We start from the raw sequence: 19,389 nt of genomic DNA on the forward strand, positions 1-19,389 counted from the left end.
ATGCCTGACACGACTCCTCACCAGTCCGCGACGCGCCAGCGGGCTGTCAAAGCCGTGATCCCGGCGGCGGGGCTAGCCACCCGCTTCCTCCCAGCTACCAAAGCCGTCCCCAAGGAGCTGCTGCCGGTCGTCGACCGCCCGGTGCTGCAGTACATCGTCGAAGAGGCGGCCGCGGCCGGCATCCGGGACATCCTCCTGGTGACCGGGCGCGGCAAGACGTCCATGGTGGACCACTTCGACCGCCGCCCCGACCTGGAGGCGCGCCTGGCGGAAAAGGGCGACACGAAGCGCCTCGAGGCGATCACGCGCCCCGCCGAGCTCGCCGAGATCTACACCTGCCGGCAAGGTGAGCCACTCGGTCTGGGTCACGCCGTCTCGTACGGCGAGTCGCACATCGGCAACGAAGCCTTCGCGGTCCTGCTCGGCGACGAGTTCGTCGACGAGACCGAACCCCTCCTCCCGGCGATGCTCGACCTGCAGGCGCGGACCGGCGGCATCGTCCTGGCGTTCATCGAGGTCGACCCCGAGGAGACCAACCGATACGGCATCGCCGCCGTCGAGCCCTCCGATCACAAGGTCGACGCCGGCGAGACGGTGAAGGTCACCGCGCTGGTGGAGAAGCCGTCGCCGGAGGAGGCCCCCAGCAACCTCGCGATCGTCGGGCGCTACGTGCTGCCGCCCGAGGTCTTCGACGCGATCCGCCGCATCGGCCCCGGCGCCGGCGGTGAGATCCAGCTCACCGACGCCATGGCGCTGCTGCTGGCAGAGGGCACCCCGGTGCACGGCATCGTCTACCGCGGCACGCGGTACGACACCGGCATGCCACTGGGATATCTGCAGACGGTCGTCCAGCTCGCGGTGAAGCGCGACGATCTCGGCAAGGCGTTCAGCCATTGGCTGACCCAGTTCGTGGAGAAGGATCTGCGCGGGTGACAGCGGTTCCAGCGACGGGCTCCCACCACGACGCGGCGCGTGACGCCGGCGTCGGGTCGAACGCGCGCGTCCCCCTCGCCGACTACCTCGCCGGCGTGCTCCGAGGGCTGCGCCCGTTGCCCCCGCTGGACCTGGAGATCACCGCCGCGCACGGCAACGTGCTCGCCGAGGACGTGGTCGGGCCGGGCCCCGTGCCCGCGTTCGACCACGCCGCCATCGACGGCTACGCCGCGCGCTTCGACGACATCAGCGACGCCCAGCCGGGCCGGCCGGTCCGGCTGAGCGTCGTCGGCGACCTGGTCGCCTCGAGCTGGCGCCCCGTCCGGCTCACCCCCGGCACCTGCTTCTCCGTCGCCGCCGGCGCGCTCATGCCGGTCTCCGCCGACGTCGTCGTGCCGCCCGGCATGACCGACCAGGGCATGGCGGCGGTCGAGGTGTACCACCCGACCAAGCGCGGCCACGGCGTGCGCCGGGCCGGCGACGAGCTGCCCGCCGGCGCGGTCCTGGCCCGAGCCGGCGCCTATGTCACCCCGCCGCTGGTCTCGGTCCTGGCCGCCAGCGGCATCGGCCACGTCGTGGTCCGCCCCAGCCCGCGCGTCGTGGTCATCGCCACCGGCGACGAGCTCGTCGACGTCGGCCGGGCCAGCCAGCCGGGCCAGGTCGTCGACGCCAACTCGCACGCGCTGACCGCCGCGGCGGCCGAGGCGGGCGCCCACGCGTACCGCGTCGGCATCTGCGACGACGACCCCGAGGGCCTGCGCGGCCTGCTCGACGACCAGATGCTGCGGGCCGACCTGATCATCACCACGGGCGGCACCGGCACCGGCCCGGGCGACATGGTCCGCCGGATCCTGTCGCGCACCGTAGTCTTCTCGGACCTTTCCGTGTACCCCTGCTCGTCCCTCGGCTACGGCACGGTCGGCGGCCCCAATGGCGTGCCGATCGTCTGCCTGCCCGGCGACCCCGGCGCCGCCCTCATCGGCTTCGAGGTCCTGGCCCGCCCGGTGATCCAGCTGCTGGCCGGCGCCGACCCGGTGTTCCGCCCGAGCGTGCGCGCCCACCTGCTGGAGACGGTCAACTCGCCGTCCGGGATGCGCGAGTTCCGGCCCGCGTACATCACGGAGCGCCGCGGAGGCGGGTACACTGTCGCTCCGCTGGCCGGTGGCCCCTACACGCTCTCCGGCCTGGCCGACGCCAACGGGCTGATGGTGCTGGGGGAGAAGGTCATCAGCGCGGCGGCCGGCTCCACCGTGGACGTCATACTCTTGGATAGGCGGCGATGAGTCAGCCCGGATGGCCCGCGATCCTCTCCGACGGCCCGGTCACCCTGCGCCCCTACCGGCGCTCGGACGCGCGCCTCTGGTCCGAGGTGCGCCGCGCCAACGAGCAGTGGCTCGGCAAGTGGGAGCCCACCCCCTACGGCACCTGGTACGACCTCAACTCGGTCGCCGCCTTCCGCGCGGTCCACGCCGACCTGCGCCGCGCCGCCCGCCACGGCACCGCGATGCCGTTCGCGGTCTGCTACGAGCAGCAGCTGGTGGGCCAGCTCACGCTCGGCAACATCGTGCGGCGCGCCTTCTGCTCCGGCTACGCCGGCTACTGGGTGGACGCCCGCTTCGCCGGCAAGGGGATCATCCCCACCGCCCTGGCCCTGGTGGTCGACCACGCGTTCAGCGTCGGCGGCCTGCACCGCATCGAGGTGAACATCCGCCCCGACAATCTCGCGAGCCGGCGGGTCGTGGAGAAGCTGGGGTTCCGCCAGGAGGCCTACCATCATCGGTACCTCCACATCGACGGCGACTGGCGCGACCACCTCGGCTACGCGATGACCACCGAGGACCTCGCCGACGAGGGCGGCTCCCTGCTGCGGCGCTGGCACAAGTCGTCGGCCAACGCCTAGCGGTTCGCCGGCGGCTCCCTGCTGCGGCGCTGGCACAAGTCGGGCGCTGGCACAAGTCGTCGGCCAACGCCTAGCGGTTCGCCGGCGGCTCCATCCTGCCGCGCTGGCACAAGTCGTCTGCCAACGCCTAGCGGTTCGCCCCTTCGGCGCCTTTTCGGATTTTTCGGCTATGTCCGGTTTGCTCGATCGGGCGTGTCGTTCTGCGTGTTGACGTGGTACAGGCCCCCACGCGACGTATGGTCATGAGTCGGAGTTACCTACGTGTAACTTCCACAGACTTGGATGGCTTGCGCGCCCGGGGGGACCGGCGCGGAAGGCTTGTGATTTGGAGGCGTGAGGGTGCCGACCTCGGTGCTCCTCGCCGTCCTCGCCGCTGCTGGGCTCCTCGCCCTGGCGCCCGCTTTGGTGCGCCGATACGACGCAACAGAGCGGCTGGTGGCGGAGCGGGCGTTGTCGACCGCGCGGGTGCTGACCCGCGTGGACCGGCGTCGCCGCACCGTGCCCGGCCGCCGCCCGATCAACCCGCCGCGCCTGCTCGTGCCGCGGGTCTCCTCCGCGTCGGGCCCCCTACCGCCGCCGCGCCGCGCCCTCACCCCGGTCTCCCCGACCGCCCGGCGACGGGTGCATCGGGCGCCGCGGGCGATGTACCGCCGCCGGCGCGTCCTGCTCGCCCTCGTCCTGCTCAACCTCGTCGAGGTGTGCGGCATCACCCTGGTGAGCCCCGGCTTCTGGGTGGGCTTCGCGGTCACGGGCGTGCTGCTGGTCGCGTACCTGGCCCACCTGCGCACCCGCGCCCTGCGCGACCGCCGCCGCCGCCGCGAGGAGGCCCGCTACGCCGCGTGGATCGCCCGCCGCCAGGCTCTGGTCCGCCGCGAGCAACTCCGCCGCGCAGCCGCCCGCCGCGAGGCCCTGGCCCACCAGCTGGCCGAACGCGACCGCGCCCGCCGCGAGGCGGCCCGCCTGAACTCCCTGCGCGGCCGCCCCTACGACACGCGCGCCTCCGGCCAGTGACCTCCCCCGACACGCGGGGAGCCTCGGGGGGTATCTGATTCGCGTCGCCCTCGGGCCCTCTGTTAGTCTTAGCGCCGGTCCGGTTCGGCGGAACGGTTTGGGGTTGTGGCGCAGTCTGGTAGCGCACCTCGTTCGCATCGAGGGGGTCAGGGGTTCGAGTCCCCTCAACTCCACAAGCGCCGGTGCCCTCTGTTCGCGGAAAGCGCGAACCGGGGGCGCTTGTCATATCTGCTCCGGGGGCCGAGCCCCGGAAACCCCACGGACCGGTGGGCGCTGCCATAGCGGGGCTTGAAGCGTCCGTCGGTTGTTGCTGAGGGGTGTGGCGCCGGTGCCCTCTGTTCGCGGAAAGCGCGAACCGGGGGCGCTTGTCATATCTGCTCCGGGGGCCGAGCCCCGGAAACCCCACGGACCGGTGGGCGCTGCCATAGCGGGGCTTGGAGCGCTCGTCGGTTGTTGCTGAGGGGGTGTGGCGCCGGTGCCCTCTGTCGCGGAAAGCGCGAACGGGGGGCGCTTGTCATGTCTGCTGCGGGGGCCGGGCCCCCGGAAACCCTACGGTCCGGTGGGCGCTGCCATAGCGGGGCTTGGAGCGCCCGTCGGGTTGTTGCCGAGGGGGTGTGAATGGTGTTGTAGTTCCGCTGTGGGCGGCATCGAGACGGCGGCCATGCGGAACATTCGCCGATGGCTCAGGGGCGAGATCGTCGACCGGACCACCGGCATCCGATTGATGGATGGTCCCCGTGCCGGCCGGTGCAAGATCGTACAGCTGGACGCGGACGGGCGGCCCCCGACACGACTGCGAACGAGCAACGGCGGCGGCGACGCATGGTCCGTCTACGTCCTGTCGGCGACGGGCGGCGACGGTGCCGAGCATTCGTGGTGCTACAGGTTCGCGGGTACCGAACCACGCGGCCACCTGCCAATTGGCTAGCGGTCGTCGGCGTCGTCCTGAGTCTGGCATTCCTACGAAAACGGGACGACTGCCTGACCGGGCGGGCTCGATCCAGGCTTTGGATATGACAACCACGCTGATCACCGGCCCGACTCGAGGTCTGGGCCGGGCCGCCACCCTTGCGCTCGCCGACCGTGGCTCCGACCTGCTGCTGGTCGGGCGGGCCGGCAAGGCGCTCTCCGAGGTCGCCGGCGAGGCCCGTGCCCGCGGCGTCCAGGTTCACGAGATCGGCTGCGACCTGTCGCGGCTCGCCGACGTGCGGGCAGCGGCGGTCGCCGTGCGGGAGCTGCTCGACTCCGGCGCCGTCGGACCGCTGCGGGCCCTGGTCGCCAACGCCGGCCTCATGTCGGCCGACACAAGGGCCGCGTCCGCCGACGGCTACGAGATGACCTTTGCCGTCAACTACCTCGCCCACGCCCAGCTGATCGGGGATCTGCTTCCCTCGCTCGCCGCGCCGGCCCGCGTCGTGCTGGTCGGCTCGAACACCTACAGCGCCAACATCTGGCGGCGGATGCTGCGCGTGCCCGAGGCGCAATGGCGGGACCCGGTCGCGATCGCCGAGCCCGCGACCGGGGCGGCGAGTCCGGGCTTCACCGCGAGCGGCGTCGCGTACTCCAACGCCAAGCTCGCGATCATCTACTACGCCCACGAGCTGCAGCGGCGTGTCGGGCCGGGCGTCAACGTGTCGGTGTTCGAACCGGGCTGGATGCCCGGCACCGCGCTGAGCCGGGGTGCGCCCGAGGCCATGCAGGCGATGGGGCGTGCGCTGGGCCGCATTCCCGGGGTGTCCACCCCCGTGCGCTCCGGGCCGGCGCTCGCCTCGGTGGCGCTCGACGACCGCTGGGCGGGCCTGCGCGACGGCGCCTTCGTGGTGGTCGACCAGGTGACCGAGGTGCGGCCCGTCGCCAACGACCGGGCCCGCGAGAGCCGGCTCTGGGAGGCCACGGCGGAACTGCTCGGCAGCGCCGCCCGGCGCGCCTGACCCGGGCGTGTTTTGCGGGCGCTGCGGGGTAGCTCAGGACGGTCAGAGCGCCCGGATCGGATTGAGGGGCGGGATCCCAACATGGCCGACATCCTGTTCGTGATGCCCGCGGCGAGCTACTGGACGATGAAGGACGGGCACCGGCATCCCACCGGGTACTGGGCCGAGGAGTTCGTGGCCCCGTACAGCGCCTTCACCGGGCACGGGCACGACGTGACCGTGGCCACGCCGAGGGCGACGGTGCCGACCGTGGACATGCTGAGCCTGCGGCCCGACATGGCCGGCGGCGAGGCCAAGTCGCGCGAGGAGGAGGACGTCATCGAGGCGGCCGACGAGCTGCGGCGGCCGATCGCGCTGAGCGACGCCCGGGTCGAGGACTACGACGCGGTGTACTACCCGGGCGGGCACGGGCCGATGGAGGACCTGGCCTACGACGCCGACTCGGGCCGGCTGCTCGTTGACGCGCTGGCCTCCGGCAAGCCGCTGGCCGTGGTGTGCCACGCCCCGGCCGCGCTGCTGGCCACCCGCGGCGCGGACGGCAAGTCGCCGTTCGCGGGCTATCACATCACCGGCTTCACCGACGACGAGGAGGAGGCCGTGGGGCTCGCGTCGAAGGCGAAGTGGCTGATGGAGGACGAGGTCAGGAAGCTCGGCGTGGACTTCACCCGGGGCCCGATGTGGGAGCCCTACACCGTGGTCGACCGCAACCTGTACACCGGGCAGAATCCCGCCTCCGCCGGCCCGCTGGCCCAGAAGGTCCTGAAGGTGCTCAACTAGCGGCCCGGAGACCCCCGCCGCCGCGGCCGTGCTGGTCGTGGCCGAGCGGAGCTACTCGCCCGCGCTGCCAGGCCCGGCGCAAGCCGGACAGCGCCGCCGCATCGGTACGCCGACACGTCGCCGGCCGCATGGCGGCCAACCCCGTCGAAGGTGAGCCGACCCGATAGACGCCCGGCTGCCGGCCTCACGACAGGCCGGCGGCCGGCGCCAGGCAGCGGTGCGCGCCGAGCCAGCCGATCACGTCCGGGGCGGGCATGGGGCGGCCCAGGAAGTACCCCTGGATCGGAGATTCTTGAGGTACGCCAGCGGCGAGTAACCCGACAGCGCGGGCGAAGATCGCGCTGATCGCCCGGCCGGCCAGGCGACGGAACTCGCCGTCCGGCTCGACCTGGGGCTCCGTTCGGGCCGTCGAGGTCACGGAGCCTCCTATCGGAGCGCCGCGGCGGCGATCAACCCCTGCACCCCAGTTGTTCCTGGCGCCGAAAAGCTGTCCGTCAGTTATGGGCGTGCAGGTGATGGGCTGGATGGTGACCGAGCGGACCGCGATCGTCGCGGTCGCGGTGGTGGCTGCCGTCGTCACGGCCGCCGGGACGATCGTGCTGGCGCGCCGGCGGCGGCGGTTGCACAAGCAGTTGATCGAAGAGGCGGCGCGCGTGCTGTGCGAGCCGCGGGCGGAGGCGCCGGGGCCGGCGTGGTCGGCCAGCCTCGACCTGGTCCGGATCCTCGCGGCCTACGACGAGCAGGCCGACCGGCTCGACCGCGACGTGCGGCCGCGGATCCCGGCCCATCCGGGGAAGCGGGCGCCGCTCACCGGGCTGCTCATCGGCGTCGAGGTGGCCGTGGACATCCACGGCGCGCTCGCGGTGCTGTGCGCGCCGGAGCGGCAGCTCGACGGGATGGCCGATACGCCCGAGCCGACCCGCGAGGAGTACGCGGGGCTGCCGGGCCCGATGGTGGCCGTGCCGCGGCTGCCGGACGGCGAGGATGCGCTGGAGTGCTGCCTCGGCCTCGGCCGCGTGCTGGCCGACGCGGTGCGGCGCGGGCGGATCGTCGTCGCCCACGCCCGGGCGCTGCAGGTGATCGGTGACGAGTGCCGCGAGCGGCTCAGCGGCGTCTTCGGCAGCGTCGACGGGGCGGTGCGGGAGAGCGCCAAGCTGGCCGACGCCGGAAATCTGGTCCAGGCGATGCGAGTCCTGTCGGAGGTGGGGCTTCCCGTGCCGGAAGAAGGTGTCCCGGGTCACGCGCTGCAGCGTGACCTGGATCGTCAGAATGCCTGGCTGCGGCGGGTGGCGGTGGAGTACCGCGCCGCCGTGCTCGGCTGGTGCCTGGAGGCGCTGGAGCGCTGCGGCGTGGCCGCGCCGGCGATGCCGGGGGTGACCGGATGAGCCGCAACGACGCGCTGCCGGAGGCGCTGCCCTACATGACCGGCGACCGCCGGGCGGACAGCCGCGCCGGCCGGCGCGACGGGCGCAAGCAGATCCCGGCGTACACCGGACTGGTCGAGCTGATCGAGAACGAGGCCCGGATCACCACTCCCTACCAGGAGCAGCTGAGCAGCACCGGGCGGTATCAGATCACCGAGGAGTTCCGCCGGTTCCTGCGGCGCACCGAGAGCCTGCAGCACCAGCTCAGCCGGCTGCACGGCGACCTCGCCGCGGCGCAGCGGGCGGTCGCCCGGGCCCGCGACGACCTCGCCGCGGCCTCGGCCGAGCTCACGCAGGACGAGCTGCTGCCGCGCAACCCGCAGGAGATCCCGCTCGCCGGGACCGTCGCGCTGCACAGCCGGCGCGTGGCCATGCGGGAGCGGCGCATCGCCGAGGCAAGCGAGGAGCTCGAGCGGCGCATCGGCGCGGCCGAGGGCTGCCAGCGCCACATCGACGAGGTCGGCGGCCGCATCGACCACGAGTTCGCCGTCGCGCAGGCCCTCGGGCAGCGCATCGGGGACTACTACGTGCTGCGGATCGCCACCTACTGGGACGCGCTCGTGAAGGCGCATCCCGAGGGGCGCCACCTGGCGTCGCTGCTGCCGGCCGTCACGCCGAACCTGCCGGCCTGGGTCGACGGCACCTGCCGCGGCGGCGTGATCACGCTGCCGCCCGAGAGGACACCCGGAGAGGGAGTGGGGCCGTGAAGCTGCGCCCGCGCATCATGACGTCGCTCGGCGTCCGCCTGGTCATCCGGCGCCTGCAGCGGCTTCCGGCCGGCCAGGACAACGTGATCGACAGCGAGCGGGTCGGCCGCGAGCTGCGGGACCTCATCGCGGGCATGGCGCCCGAGCACATCGACGAGGAGATCTACGCCGCGATCGACCAGTACGTCGACTCGTACGTGTCGCAGTTCCGGCGCGAGATGTACGAGCGCTACAACAGCGACCTCATCGAGCTCGACCTGCTCGAGACCCGCCTGCGGCCGTACCTGGAGTGGGCCGACGAGGTCAACAGCGACGAGCGCAGCCGCGTCGAGCACATGAACGGCGCGGTCACCCACGCGCTGGACCGGGTGAGCGACCCGGACCAGCCCTACCGCGACCCGATCCGGCCCAACCACAACAGGGGCACCACATGACCACGGTTCAAACGCCGGAGCGGCCCCGTCGCGACGAGGGGCGGGTCATCCACGGCGACCTCTCCCAGATCGCCGGCCGGCCCAAGTCCCACGCGCTGCTGTGGGTGCTCGTGCTCGTCGCGGTCGGCGTCGACATTGTCACCTTCTACCAGGTTCTCGTCCTCGTCCTCGACGTGCCCGAGGTCCTCGTCTGGGTCTCGGTCGTCGGGTTCGCGGCGGTCGCGCTGGCGCTGGCGCACTACGCCGGGCTGCAGGCCCGCCAGGCCACCAACCCGCGCAACATCCCGCACGCGGCGACGTGGGGCTGGGTCTCGTTCGGGATCTGGTTCTCGCTCGGCGCGATCGCGTTCCTGGTGCGGTACGTCATCAGCGAGACCTCCGGCGCGGGCAACTCGAAGTTCGTGGTCGACGGCGCCACCCAGCAGGCGCTCAACGACAGCGCCCAGACGACGTCGCAGCACCTGAGCGCGCTGCTGTTCCTGGCGCTGTACGTGGCCACGGGCACGGTGGCGGCGCTGCAGGGGTTCTTCCGGCAGGACCCGGCGGCCCGGCAGTACGGCATCGCGCTCGGCCAGCGCTCGGACGCGGCCCGCCGGCACGCCACCTCGCGCTCGCGGCTCGGGCAGGCCGAGCAGGCGCAGCAGGCGATCGAGCGCGCCCGCGTGCGTCGCGAAGAGCTGTGGGAGCTGTCGCAGCAGCAGTGCACCGACGCCGCCACCCGGCTCAAGCAGCAGGCGCGGCTGTGGGTGACCGCCGCCCGCCGGCAGGCCGAGGAGCGCCGGCAGGCCGAGGAGGAGCGCCACCGGGCCGCGCGGGAGCGCCGCGAGGCCGAGCAGCGGTGGCGGGCCGAGCATGAACGCCGCGCCGACGAGGAGCGGCAGCGACGCGACGACTACGGACCCCGCATCCCGCACCAGACCCCCCGCTACTACTACGACGTCCCGGACGACGTGGTCGACCCGGCCGCCGAGGCCACCCAGGAGCTACCGCGCAACACCGAAGGAGACCTACGATGATCAGCCTGGTCCGCGGCGGCGCCGCCGCCGCGGTGTTCGCGCTCGCGAGCGGCTCGCTGACCTCCTGCCTGGAGCAGTCGACGCCCGCGCCGGCGTGGGCGCTGCAGTGCCCCAACCAGACGAGCTCGGCGCTGACGCTCGTCGTCGGGTCCCGGGCCAACAGCCCGAAGACCCACCTGCCGTCCGAGGTGCAGCAGCTCGTGCGCGGCGCCGCCCTGCAGGGCCAGAAGGTGCAGGTCGTCCGGGTCGACGGCGTGCCGTCGGTGGCGCTGACGGCGACCTTCGCGACGAACAGCAAGAACCAGCAGCTGCGCGACCGCGACCTGGAGAACTTCGTCTCCCAGACCGTGCAGTTCGCCGACACCCTGCAGCCCAAGCAGCCGGAGGCCGACGTCCTCGGCGCGCTCGTCCAGGCCGGGCAGATCACGCCGGACAACGGGACGGTCGTGGTGATGGACTCGGGCGTCTCGACGACCGGCCCGCTGAGCTACCAGAACCCCGACATGTTCGGCGCCGACCCCGACCAGGTGGCGACGTTCCTGGCCAACCAGCACCTGATGCCGCAGCTGCAGGGGCGCAGCGTGCTCTTCGTCGGCCTCGGCGAGACCGCCGATCCGCAGCCGCAGCTGGTCGGCGACACGCACGACCAGGTCAGCCGGCTGTGGCACACGATCGCCAAGAAGGCCGGCGCCTCGTGCGACGCCGACCTGCACACCGCCGTGCCGCGCAACTCCGTGCAGACCAGCGTGGCCGTGACGGTCGTGAAGCCGCCGCCCCCACCGACCTTCGTGGACTGCGGCACGACCGTGCTGTCGGACAGCAGCTCGGTCGGGTTCGTCGTCGGCAAGGCCCAGTTCCGCGACCCGGGCGCCGCCAAGTCCACATTGGACTCGCTGGCCAAGACGCTCGCTGGCCATACGCAGAAGGTGACGCTCATCGGTACCACCTCCAGCGAGGGATCCGACGAGGACAACCAGCGGCTGTCCGAGCAGCGGGCGGCCGCGGTCAAGGACGTCCTCGTGCAGCTCGGCGTCGACGCGGGCCGGATCGCGACGATCGGCAAGGGCGAGCACTACGAGCAGCGCGAGACCGACGTCGACCAGAAGGGCAACCTCATCCCGGACAAGGCGGCGCACAACCGGTCGGTGGTCGTGCAGCTGACCTGCCAAAAGGGGTAGGCGAGCATGACCGTTCCCGGCGGCGGCCCGGGCGAGGAGCCACCGACCACATTGGACCCGGGGCGGGCGCGGCCGGATGACGCCGACGTCACCGTGCTCGACCCGGGCCGCCGCCGGCGGGTCCCCACCGGCGGCCCGGCGCTCGCGCAGGGCCTGCCGGCCGGTCTGGACGCGCGGTTCAAGGTGATCCGCCTGCTCAGCCGGCCGGCCGCGCCCGCCGAGGTGTACCAGGTCCAGGAGCGGGCGACCGGCGTCGAGCACGTGCTGAAGCTGTACCGCGAGCACGAGCCCGACCGGGAGGTGCGCGACCTGCTGGCCCGCACCCGCAGCCGCCACCTCGTGCGGCCGAGTGAGACCGGCGAGGAGGGCGGGCTGCCCTACGAGCTCATGGAGTACCTGGGCGGCGGAAGCCTGACGGCGCTGCGGGAGCGCAATCCCGGCGGGCTCGACCCCGCCGTGCTGCACGCCGTGGCCGGGCAGGCCCGCCACGCGCTCGTCGCGCTGCACGAGCTGGGCGTCGTGCACCGCGACGTGAAGCCGGCCAACATCGTCCTGCGCTCGCTCGACCCGTTCGAGGCGGTGCTGGTCGACTTCGGCCTCGCGCAGCGCGTCGCCGCGTCCGGGGAGCTGACCGAGGACCGGTCGGGGACGACCCGCTACATGCCGCCGGAGTTCATCGGCGGGGGGATGGTGTCGCCGGCGTACGACTGGTGGTCCTTCGGCATCACCCTGCTGGAACTGGCCACGGGCGCGCCGCTGCTGCCCGGCATCGAGGACGACAACGCGCTGCGCGCCTACATCGCCGGCGGGGTCGACGCCTCGTCGGTCGTCGATCCCCGCTTGCGCATGCTCTGCCAGGGTCTGCTCGGATCGAGCACGGCGGCCCGCTGGGGCGCCGACGAGGTGCAGCAGTGGCTCGATGGCGGCTCGCCCGGCGTGCCGAACCCGGCGCCGCCCGCGGCGTCGGAGGAGGCGGAGGCGCCGGAGCCGTTCGTGTACCTCGACGTCGCCTACCGCCATCGCCGCCACCTCGCGCTCGCGATGACGGCGACGTGGGAGACCGCGGTCAGCCAGTTCTTCGGCGCCGACCCCGCCCCGCTCGCCCGGCTCGAGGCGTGGCTGCGCGGGCTGCCGGGGCCGCCCCCGCCGCGCTCCGACCCGCGGGAGCCCGCCGACGTGCGGCTGCTGCGGCTGCTGCGCTGGATGGCGCCCGGGCTGCCGCCGATGTACCGCGGACTCAACATCGCCTGGGGCACGCTGCCCGAGCTGGGACACCGCGCCGCCGGCGGCGAGGGCACCCACCCCGATCTGGTGCGCGAGCTGTGGCGGCACGACCTGCTGCCGCTGCTGGACGCCGGCGCGGCGCTCGACGACCCCGGCGGTCCGGCCGGCGGCGGCGGGCTGGCCCAGGTCCGGGCCCGGTGGGAGGAGCAGCAGCGGCGGTGGGCGGCCATCGCCGGGCAGATCGCCGACGACGGCGCCCGGGCGGCGCTGCAGGTCGGCCGCGGCGACGCCGGCCGGGAGGCCTACGACCGCATGCTCGCGGTGACCCTGTGGGCCGCGACGATGAACGACACCGAGCGGCGGCAGGCCCGGCGCGAGCTGCTCGGCGTCGAGCGCCGCTGCCGCCTGCCGTGGTTCACCGAGCTGGTCGGGCGCCCGGACGGGCTCGCGGTGGCGTATCGGCTGCGGGCGTACGCCGAGGACCGCGCCGCCGCGGCGGCCGAGGAGGAGCGGGCGGCGGCCCGGCGGCGGGCGTGGCTGCGGCGCAACCAGACCCTGCGCGAGTGGTCCCGCCGGCAGAACCGGCCGCTGGCGCTGTCGTGGGCGGTGGCCGGCGTCGTCGCCCTGGCCGCGCTGTGCACGCTGTTCATCGGCGTGAGCGACATCGCGAACTGGGCCTCGGACGGCGCGATCCTCGACGCCTGGCTGGCGCTCGTGCTCGCCGCCGCGGTCGCGCTCACCTTCGAGTCCCTGCTCGCCTGGGAGATCGGCGGCCGGTTCCACCCGCGGTACTCGATGCTCGGCGCCGGCATGATCGCGCTGGGCCGGGCCGCACGCTCGATCGCCGGGCGCGGCATCGCGCTGCTGGTGATCGTCGCACTGGTCGTCGGCGGCTACCTGCTGACCGTCCTGGCCCCGCTGGCCACCCCGCTGGTCGCCGGGGCGGCCGTCGTCGTCTGGGCGGTGTGGCGCTACCTGCGCTGGCGGGCCGACGCCGCCGAGGAGCGGCGCGACATCGACCGCAACATCCGCGAACAGCGCGCCGCCGCGGCCCGCTGACCGGGCGGGCGGCGCGGACGGGCGGCCGTCCGTCAGTAGAGGGCGAGGAGGAGCCGATGAGTTCTGGTGGAGTGATGATCGCCCCGGCCGCCATCGTGGTGGCCGCCGGCGCGGCCGTCGTGGTGGCCGCCGCGGCCGCCGCGGTGCTGGTGGTCCAGGCCGCGAACGCCGCGGCCGAGGGCGCCGTGCGCGCCGTCGGCGACTACGGCGACCTGCTGGAGCGGCAGGCCGCCGCCCAGGCCACGGCCGAGGTCAACGCCGAGGTGTGGCGGGCGGTCACGGCCGACGTGGTCGAGGTGAACGCGCGCATCCGGCTCGTCGCCGAGCGCGCCCGCCGGGCCGGCGCCACCGTGGCACTGCCGTCGCCGGTCAGCGTGGCCGGCCGCTCCGGCGCCGAGGTGGGCGCGGCGGTCGCCGCCGCGCACCGGCAGCTGTGCGCGGCCCAGCAGGCGCTGCACGCCGCCGCGATCAGCAGCGCCCGGATCGAGCTGCCGGCCATGCCCGGCACCGCCGGGGCGACCCGGCTGGACCGCGAGGCCGCGGCGGCCGCGCTGCTGCGCTACAAGGACACGCTGGAGCGGCGGCTGGCCGCGGACGCCGCGCCGCCCGTCGCCGTACCGGTCGCCGCCGGGCGCGGCGGGCCGGGCGAGGCCGAGGTCCGCGCCGCCCTCGCCACGCTGGACCCGGACGCGGCCGAGGCCGACCAGGTCGGGGTGCTGCAGGCGGCCGCCCTCGTCGGGCCCGGGGACGCGCGGGCGGCCACGGCGTACCTCATGGCCCTGCAGACCCGCATCGCCGACGTCAACCGGCGCACCGCTGGCCGGCGCGTCGCCGCGATCCGGCTCGCGGCGCTGGAGGAGCCCGCGGTCGCGCGGGTGGAGCCGCCGGAGCCGTTCAGCGGTACGGCCGCCAAGCTCCTCGCCGTCGTCACCGGCGAGCGGGAGATGACCGACGAGCTGCGGCGCGAGAGCCGGGCCGCGGCCGAGTGGGCGGCCGAGACGACGCGGCAGCAGTTCGTGCAGGACACGTTGCGCAGCTGCCTGGCCGATCAGGGGTACCGCGTCGAGGGCGACTTCGACATCGAGCACTCGACGGTGCGCCTGCGCCGCGATGACTGGTACGGCGAGCACAGCGCCGAGGTCTGGCTCGACGAGGAGGGCACGGTCCACGGGCGGGTCGTGCGGCACACCCCGTCACTCGACGACGAGGCTCGCGCCCGCAACGTGGACCGTTGCGGCACCTTCAACGCCCACCTGCGCGAGTTCGGCGAGATCATCGGCGCCGAGGTGGAGGTCGACCCGGCGCACGTGCCGCAGTACTCGCCCCGGGCCGAGACGGACGTCGTCTACGACACGACCGTCACCAACACCACGCAGCCGCCCCTCGCGCGGGAGCGCCGCCCGTGAGCGCGCCGGCCGAGATCCTCCTGCCCGGCTTCCCGGCCCCGGCCCGGGAGCTCGTCGGCACGCTGGCCGTGCAGTCGCAGTACGTGCTGCACGGCAACGTGCGCGACCAGTTCCTCGTCGAGCCGCCCGGCGGGCCGGCCCGCCCGATGCCGCTGATGCGGCTGCTGTGGGAGGCGCTGCAGCCCAGCGGCTACGAGTGCCTCATCTGCTACGACCCGGTCGACGGCATCACCGTCTACCCGAAGTCGCCGGGCGCGACCGCGGCCGCCCGCAAGCTGCTCGGCCAGCGGGCCGTCGGCCGCCGCCCGTCGCTGGAGCGCCTGCGCATCCACCTCGGGAAGGTGGCCGGCGTCGCCGAGCCCCCGCCGCCCGAGGGCGAGGGCGGCGGGGCCGACGCGGACGCGCCCCCGCCGAAGCGCGAGGAGGTCATGCCCCCGGTCCGGGCCGCGTTCGTCATCGACTACGCGGCGCGGATCACCCGGGTGCCCGGCCAGCTCGACCCGGTGGAGCGGGACTTCTTCCTGTACTGCCAGAAGCTCGCGCTGACCGCCAAGCCGATCGGCGGCGCCGGCCCGCGGGGCGAGCTGTTCAACCCGGTCATCTGGCTCGTCGAGGGCGAGCGCGACCTGCCGGCCTGGCTGACCGCGGGCGTCGAGGCGATCCGGCCGATCGCGCTGGGCCTGCCGGCGCTCGACGAGCGCGACCGGCTCGCCCGGCCGCTGCTGCGCTCGCTGCCCGGGCACGAGCGGCTCGACGCGAAGACGGCCGACCAGGCGGTCGCCGAGTTCGCCAAGCGCACCGACGGCATGACCCTGCGCTCGATGATGGAGATCACCCGGCTGGCCAAGGACCGCGGCATCGACGCGCCGCACATCGCCGACGCCGTGCGCATCTACAAGCTCGGCATCGAGGACAACAAGTGGCGCCACGACAGCGTCCGGCACCAGATCCAGAAGGGCGAGTCGCTCATCCGCGCGCGGGTCATCGGCCAGGACCGGGCCATCGACAAGACCCTCGACATCCTCAAGCGGGCCGCGCTCGGCCTGTCCGGCGCGCAGGCGACCAGCACCGTGTCGCGCCCCCGAGGCGTGCTGTTCTTCGCCGGGCCGACCGGCGTCGGCAAGACCGAGATGGCCAAGCAGGTGGCCGAGATCCTCTTCGGCGACGCCAACGCCTACCTGCGCTTCGACATGAGCGAGTTCGCCGCCGACCACGCGGCCGACCGGCTCATCGGCGCCCCGCCCGGGTACGTCGGCTTCGAGGCCGGCGGCGAGCTCACCGGCGCCGTGCGGCGCAACCCGTTCCAGGTGGTGCTCTTCGACGAGATCGAGAAGGCGCACAAGCTGGTCCTCGACAAGTTCCTGCAGATCCTCGAGGACGGGCGGCTCACCGACGGGCAGGGCATCACGACGTACTTCTCGGAGTGCGTCCTGATCTTCACCTCCAACCTCGGCGTCAGCCGCACCGACCCGGCGACGGGGGAGCGGCGCCAGCTCGTGCAGCCCGGCATGCCGTACCCGCTGCTGGAGTCGACCGTGAAGGCCGCGGTGCGCGAGCACTTCACCGTCGACCTCGGCCGCCCGGAGCTGCTCAACCGGCTCGGCGACAACATCGTCGTGTTCGACTTCATCGGCCCGCGGGTCGCCGAGAAGATCTTCGACCTGCAGCTGAGCAACATCACCGCGGCCGTCGACCGCGAGCTCGGCATCGCGCTGCGGGTCGAGGAGCCGGCCCGCCGGCAGCTGTGCGACGCCTGCACCGTCGACAAGGGCAACGGCGGCCGCGGCATCGGCAACCTGCTGGAGAGCAACCTGATCAACCCGCTCGCGCGGAAGCTGTTCGACAACGACTGCGGCGCCGGCGCGACCGTTGTGGTGACGCAGCTGCAGCCGGCCACCGAGACGGCCGGCCCCGAGCTGTCGGTGCGCATCGTGCGGGGCGGTGGCGCATGAGCCAGATCTGCCGCATCTGTAATGGGCTGTACTCCGACGACGAGCCGTTCTGCCCGGTGGATCTCGTCGACCTCGAGCCGTACGCGGAGCCCGACGCCGACGCCGAACCGCTCGCCGGCGGTGATCCGGTCCCCGAGCCGGCGCCGGCGCGCTCGAGCGCGTGCTGGAACTGCGGCACCGAGCCGCCGGACGCCGCCAACACCGAGTGCCTGCAGTGCCACCGGCCGCTGGAGCCGCCCGCCCTGCTGATCCGGTTCGAGGGCGGGCAGGTCGAGGTGCGCCGCGGCGAGCGGGCCGAGCTCGGCCGCCTGGGCCGCTACGCGCGGCTATTCCGTTCGTACCCGAACGTTTCCCGCCGCCACGCCGTGGTCGGCGCCGAGCCCGACGGCAGCGCCTGGATCGAGCCCGGCCCCACCCCCAACGGCACCTTCGTCAACGGCCGGGAGATCCGCTCCTCCGACCGTGTCCAGCTGCGCCACGACCAGCGCATCCGGCTCGCCCTGCACGCCGAGGGCACCGTCACCCTGTTCCCGAGGCCCGGAGACACGCGATGAACTTCATACAACGCCTCGTGACGCGCTGGTGGTCCGTCTGGGCCGCGATCGTGGGGCTCGACACGAGCCGGCTGGAGACGGAACTGCCGGCCCCCCTCGTCGACCCGCGGATCTCGGCGACGACGCTCATCGCCGAGGCCGAGGCCCGTGGCGCGCAGGACGCCGGCGCGAAGGCGACCGACAGCTGGATGTACGGCTGGCCCAACCAGCCGCCGTCCGCCGAGTTCGACCCCGACTACGTCCACGAGCTGCGCCGCCGCCGCGACGCCGCGGTCGCGGCGCTGTTCGACGCGCAGCGGCAGACCGAGTCCCGGATCAGCAACGTGCGCAACATGCGCGACGAGCAGGAGCGCCGGATGAACGACGCCCGCGTGCGCATGTCCGGGCTGGCCGTGCGCGACCGGGCGCTGGAGGCGCTGCGCATCGACGAGCTCGACGACGACGCCGCGCTGCCGCCCGACCCGCAGGGCGCCGACGAGGACACGCCCTGGGAGGGCGAGACCGACCCGCTGCCGCTCGGCTGGCGGCTGCTCATCCTCGCCGGGCTGATCGCCGCCGAGCTGCCGGTGCAGTTCTACGTGTTCGGGTACTTCCTCGGCGACCGCGCCCTCGGCCGCTGGATGGCCGTGGTGACGGCGGCCGTGGTCGTCTTCGCCCCGTTCATCGCCGGCGCGCTCATGCGCAACCGGCAGGCGAGCACCGCGGAGCGGCGGGTGCTGCACGCCGTCATCGTGCTCGCCGCCGGCTGGCTGCTCGTGGTCGCCGTGCTGGGCTTCGTGCGCGGCACGATCCTCGAGCAGGGCTCGCCGGACCCCGGGCGGCACATCACGCCGGCGACGGTGGTGCTGCTGTTCGTCGCGCTGCTCGTCGTGGTCGGCACGATGGCGTTCATGCTGGGGCTGGCCCGGCGCCACCCGTTCCAGGAGGCGTACGTCCGGCACCGCAACCGGCGCGACCGGTTCGACACGCTCATGCGGGGCATGGCCGCGCGGCTCAACCCGGGGTACTACGACCCGGACACCGGCGCCGTGACGGTCGACGACACCGCGCGCGCGATCCGCGAGGCCTACGCCGCCGCCGAGGAGGCCTACTTCGCCGCGCTGACCCGAGCGGTCGGCGACCCGACGTTCACCGAGGCGGTACAGCAGCGCCGCGGCCTGCGCGGGACGGCATGAACACCCCGGCCCTGCGCGTGAACCGGACCCACTTCCCGGTGACCGCCCTCGGCCCGGGCCGGCGCCTCGGCGTCTGGGTGCAGGGCTGCCCGCTGGCCTGCAAGGGCTGCATGGCGCTGGACACCTGGGACCCCGGCGGCGGCACCGAGGTCGCCGTCGCCGAGCTCGCGCGGCGCTGGCGCGAGGCGATCGAGCAGGGCGCGACCGGGCTGACGGTCAGCGGCGGGGAGCCGCTCGCGCAGCCGGTGGCGCTGGCCGGGTTCCTGGCCGAGGCCGACCGCATCCGCCGGGAGGCCGGGCGGGAGTGCGACATCCTCCTGTACACCGGCTACGAGCCCGGCGAGCTGGACCCGGCGCAGCGGGCCGCGACCGAGCACGCCGACGTGCTCGTCACCGGCCGCTACGACGCGTCGGCCCCGACCGACCTCGTCTGGCGCGGCTCGGCGAACCAGGCCATGGTGCTGCGCACCGAGCTGGGCCGGCGCCGCTTCGCCGAGCACGTGCACGAGCGCCCCGAGAACCCGCCGATCCAGGTGCGCGTCGACGCCGCCGGCGCCTGGATCGTCGGCGTGCCGCGCCGGGGCACCCTGCAGCGTCTCGACCGCAGCTTCAAGGCGGCGGGCCTCGACGTGGCCCGTGTGAGCTGGCGCCGCACCGACGCCGGCTGAGCCGTCCGTCAGAAAGAGGCGGACGGGAGAGCGACCGTTC

The 19,389-nt window shown here is 73.9% G+C and carries 18 protein-coding genes and 1 tRNA gene; 18 read left to right on the plus strand and 1 reads right to left on the minus strand.

Annotated elements, in window-relative coordinates; translation table 11 throughout:
- The 7 genes from ACQEVU_RS54910 (at nucleotide 1) to ACQEVU_RS54940 (ending at nucleotide 6,552) form a co-directional block, all read left to right on the plus strand.
- On the plus strand, nucleotides 1-933 hold the full coding sequence (locus ACQEVU_RS54910) for a UTP--glucose-1-phosphate uridylyltransferase (RefSeq protein WP_433339127.1): 933 nt from the start codon (nucleotides 1-3) through the stop codon (nucleotides 931-933).
- Entirely contained in the window at nucleotides 930-2,216 is a 1,287-nt protein-coding gene (locus ACQEVU_RS54915; RefSeq protein ID WP_433339129.1) for a molybdopterin molybdotransferase MoeA, read from the plus strand. The genes ACQEVU_RS54910 and ACQEVU_RS54915 overlap by 4 nt, the downstream gene beginning before the upstream one ends.
- A complete protein-coding gene (locus ACQEVU_RS54920) occupies nucleotides 2,213-2,833 on the plus strand; it encodes a GNAT family N-acetyltransferase (RefSeq protein WP_433339131.1) in 621 nt (206 codons plus the stop codon). The genes ACQEVU_RS54915 and ACQEVU_RS54920 overlap by 4 nt, the downstream gene beginning before the upstream one ends.
- Before the next feature lie 333 nt (nucleotides 2,834-3,166).
- Nucleotides 3,167-3,844 (plus strand): divisome protein SepX/GlpR, encoded by a 678-nt coding sequence (gene sepX / locus ACQEVU_RS54925; protein WP_433339133.1) that lies wholly within the window; start codon nucleotides 3,167-3,169, stop codon nucleotides 3,842-3,844.
- 99 nt (nucleotides 3,845-3,943) lie between these two features.
- Nucleotides 3,944-4,017, plus strand: a tRNA-Ala gene (locus ACQEVU_RS54930).
- 840 nt (nucleotides 4,018-4,857) lie between these two features.
- Nucleotides 4,858-5,775 carry an SDR family NAD(P)-dependent oxidoreductase gene (locus ACQEVU_RS54935; protein ID WP_433339135.1) on the plus strand — a complete coding sequence of 306 codons (918 nt, stop codon included), beginning with the start codon at nucleotides 4,858-4,860 and terminating at the stop codon, nucleotides 5,773-5,775.
- Between the two features lie 81 nt (nucleotides 5,776-5,856).
- The gene (locus ACQEVU_RS54940) at nucleotides 5,857-6,552 is read left to right on the plus strand and encodes a type 1 glutamine amidotransferase domain-containing protein (protein ID WP_433339137.1); all 696 of its coding nucleotides are present in this window, start codon (nucleotides 5,857-5,859) and stop codon (nucleotides 6,550-6,552) included.
- Between the two features lie 184 nt (nucleotides 6,553-6,736).
- On the opposite strand, the gene ACQEVU_RS54945 is transcribed toward ACQEVU_RS54940, so the two are convergent.
- On the minus strand, nucleotides 6,737-6,970 hold the full coding sequence (locus ACQEVU_RS54945; protein WP_433339139.1) for a hypothetical protein: 234 nt from the start codon (nucleotides 6,968-6,970) through the stop codon (nucleotides 6,737-6,739).
- An 82-nt stretch (nucleotides 6,971-7,052) separates the two neighbouring features.
- Between ACQEVU_RS54945 and ACQEVU_RS54950 the strand changes: the two genes are divergently transcribed.
- The 11 genes from ACQEVU_RS54950 to ACQEVU_RS55000 are packed head-to-tail and all read left to right on the plus strand — an operon-like array spanning nucleotide 7,053 to nucleotide 19,349.
- A complete protein-coding gene (locus tag ACQEVU_RS54950; RefSeq protein ID WP_433339141.1) occupies nucleotides 7,053-7,937 on the plus strand; it encodes a hypothetical protein in 885 nt (294 codons plus the stop codon).
- Nucleotides 7,934-8,683: a hypothetical protein gene (locus ACQEVU_RS54955; protein WP_433339143.1), complete on the plus strand. Its 750-nt coding sequence runs from the start codon at nucleotides 7,934-7,936 to the stop codon at nucleotides 8,681-8,683. Before ACQEVU_RS54950 ends, ACQEVU_RS54955 begins: the two co-directional genes overlap by 4 nt.
- Nucleotides 8,680-9,117 (plus strand): hypothetical protein, encoded by a 438-nt coding sequence (locus tag ACQEVU_RS54960; RefSeq protein WP_433339145.1) that lies wholly within the window; start codon nucleotides 8,680-8,682, stop codon nucleotides 9,115-9,117. Before ACQEVU_RS54955 ends, ACQEVU_RS54960 begins: the two co-directional genes overlap by 4 nt.
- On the plus strand, nucleotides 9,114-10,133 hold the full coding sequence (locus ACQEVU_RS54965; protein WP_433339147.1) for a hypothetical protein: 1,020 nt from the start codon (nucleotides 9,114-9,116) through the stop codon (nucleotides 10,131-10,133). The genes ACQEVU_RS54960 and ACQEVU_RS54965 overlap by 4 nt, the downstream gene beginning before the upstream one ends.
- Nucleotides 10,130-11,311: an OmpA family protein gene (locus tag ACQEVU_RS54970; protein ID WP_433339149.1), complete on the plus strand. Its 1,182-nt coding sequence runs from the start codon at nucleotides 10,130-10,132 to the stop codon at nucleotides 11,309-11,311. The genes ACQEVU_RS54965 and ACQEVU_RS54970 overlap by 4 nt, the downstream gene beginning before the upstream one ends.
- Nucleotides 11,312-11,317: 6 nt before the next feature.
- Nucleotides 11,318-13,594 carry a serine/threonine-protein kinase gene (locus ACQEVU_RS54975; protein ID WP_433339151.1) on the plus strand — a complete coding sequence of 759 codons (2,277 nt, stop codon included), beginning with the start codon at nucleotides 11,318-11,320 and terminating at the stop codon, nucleotides 13,592-13,594.
- 56 nt (nucleotides 13,595-13,650) lie between these two features.
- Nucleotides 13,651-15,000 (plus strand): hypothetical protein, encoded by a 1,350-nt coding sequence (locus tag ACQEVU_RS54980; RefSeq protein ID WP_433339153.1) that lies wholly within the window; start codon nucleotides 13,651-13,653, stop codon nucleotides 14,998-15,000.
- Entirely contained in the window at nucleotides 14,997-16,952 is a 1,956-nt protein-coding gene (locus ACQEVU_RS54985) for an AAA family ATPase (protein WP_433339155.1), read from the plus strand. Before ACQEVU_RS54980 ends, ACQEVU_RS54985 begins: the two co-directional genes overlap by 4 nt.
- Nucleotides 16,949-17,506, plus strand: coding sequence for an FHA domain-containing protein (locus ACQEVU_RS54990; protein ID WP_433339157.1), 558 nt, complete (start codon nucleotides 16,949-16,951; stop codon nucleotides 17,504-17,506). Before ACQEVU_RS54985 ends, ACQEVU_RS54990 begins: the two co-directional genes overlap by 4 nt.
- Entirely contained in the window at nucleotides 17,503-18,681 is a 1,179-nt protein-coding gene (locus ACQEVU_RS54995) for a hypothetical protein (protein WP_433339159.1), read from the plus strand. The genes ACQEVU_RS54990 and ACQEVU_RS54995 overlap by 4 nt, the downstream gene beginning before the upstream one ends.
- The gene (locus ACQEVU_RS55000) at nucleotides 18,678-19,349 is read left to right on the plus strand and encodes a 4Fe-4S single cluster domain-containing protein (protein WP_433339161.1); all 672 of its coding nucleotides are present in this window, start codon (nucleotides 18,678-18,680) and stop codon (nucleotides 19,347-19,349) included. Before ACQEVU_RS54995 ends, ACQEVU_RS55000 begins: the two co-directional genes overlap by 4 nt.
- Nucleotides 19,350-19,389 lie beyond the last annotated feature (40 nt).

The sequence above is a fragment of the Dactylosporangium sp. CA-139066 genome (assembly GCF_050936175.1).
Taxonomy (GTDB): Bacteria; Actinomycetota; Actinomycetes; order Mycobacteriales; family Micromonosporaceae; genus Dactylosporangium.

What these genes read in the sequence shown, in the direction of transcription:
- ACQEVU_RS54970 (WP_433339149.1), top strand. Translation starts at nt 10,130, where the DNA reads ATGATCAGCCTGGTCCGCGGCGGCGCCGCCGCCGCGGTGTTCGCGCTC.
- ACQEVU_RS54910 (WP_433339127.1), top strand. Translation starts at nt 1, where the DNA reads ATGCCTGACACGACTCCTCACCAGTCCGCGACGCGCCAGCGGGCTGTC.
- ACQEVU_RS54990 (WP_433339157.1), top strand. Translation starts at nt 16,949, where the DNA reads ATGAGCCAGATCTGCCGCATCTGTAATGGGCTGTACTCCGACGACGAG.
- ACQEVU_RS54920 (WP_433339131.1), top strand. Translation starts at nt 2,213, where the DNA reads ATGAGTCAGCCCGGATGGCCCGCGATCCTCTCCGACGGCCCGGTCACC.
- ACQEVU_RS54995 (WP_433339159.1), top strand. Translation starts at nt 17,503, where the DNA reads ATGAACTTCATACAACGCCTCGTGACGCGCTGGTGGTCCGTCTGGGCC.
- ACQEVU_RS55000 (WP_433339161.1), top strand. Translation starts at nt 18,678, where the DNA reads ATGAACACCCCGGCCCTGCGCGTGAACCGGACCCACTTCCCGGTGACC.
- ACQEVU_RS54965 (WP_433339147.1), top strand. Translation starts at nt 9,114, where the DNA reads ATGACCACGGTTCAAACGCCGGAGCGGCCCCGTCGCGACGAGGGGCGG.
- ACQEVU_RS54935 (WP_433339135.1), top strand. Translation starts at nt 4,858, where the DNA reads ATGACAACCACGCTGATCACCGGCCCGACTCGAGGTCTGGGCCGGGCC.
- ACQEVU_RS54950 (WP_433339141.1), top strand. Translation starts at nt 7,053, where the DNA reads ATGGGCGTGCAGGTGATGGGCTGGATGGTGACCGAGCGGACCGCGATC.
- ACQEVU_RS54975 (WP_433339151.1), top strand. Translation starts at nt 11,318, where the DNA reads ATGACCGTTCCCGGCGGCGGCCCGGGCGAGGAGCCACCGACCACATTG.
- ACQEVU_RS54940 (WP_433339137.1), top strand. Translation starts at nt 5,857, where the DNA reads ATGGCCGACATCCTGTTCGTGATGCCCGCGGCGAGCTACTGGACGATG.
- ACQEVU_RS54955 (WP_433339143.1), top strand. Translation starts at nt 7,934, where the DNA reads ATGAGCCGCAACGACGCGCTGCCGGAGGCGCTGCCCTACATGACCGGC.
- ACQEVU_RS54980 (WP_433339153.1), top strand. Translation starts at nt 13,651, where the DNA reads ATGAGTTCTGGTGGAGTGATGATCGCCCCGGCCGCCATCGTGGTGGCC.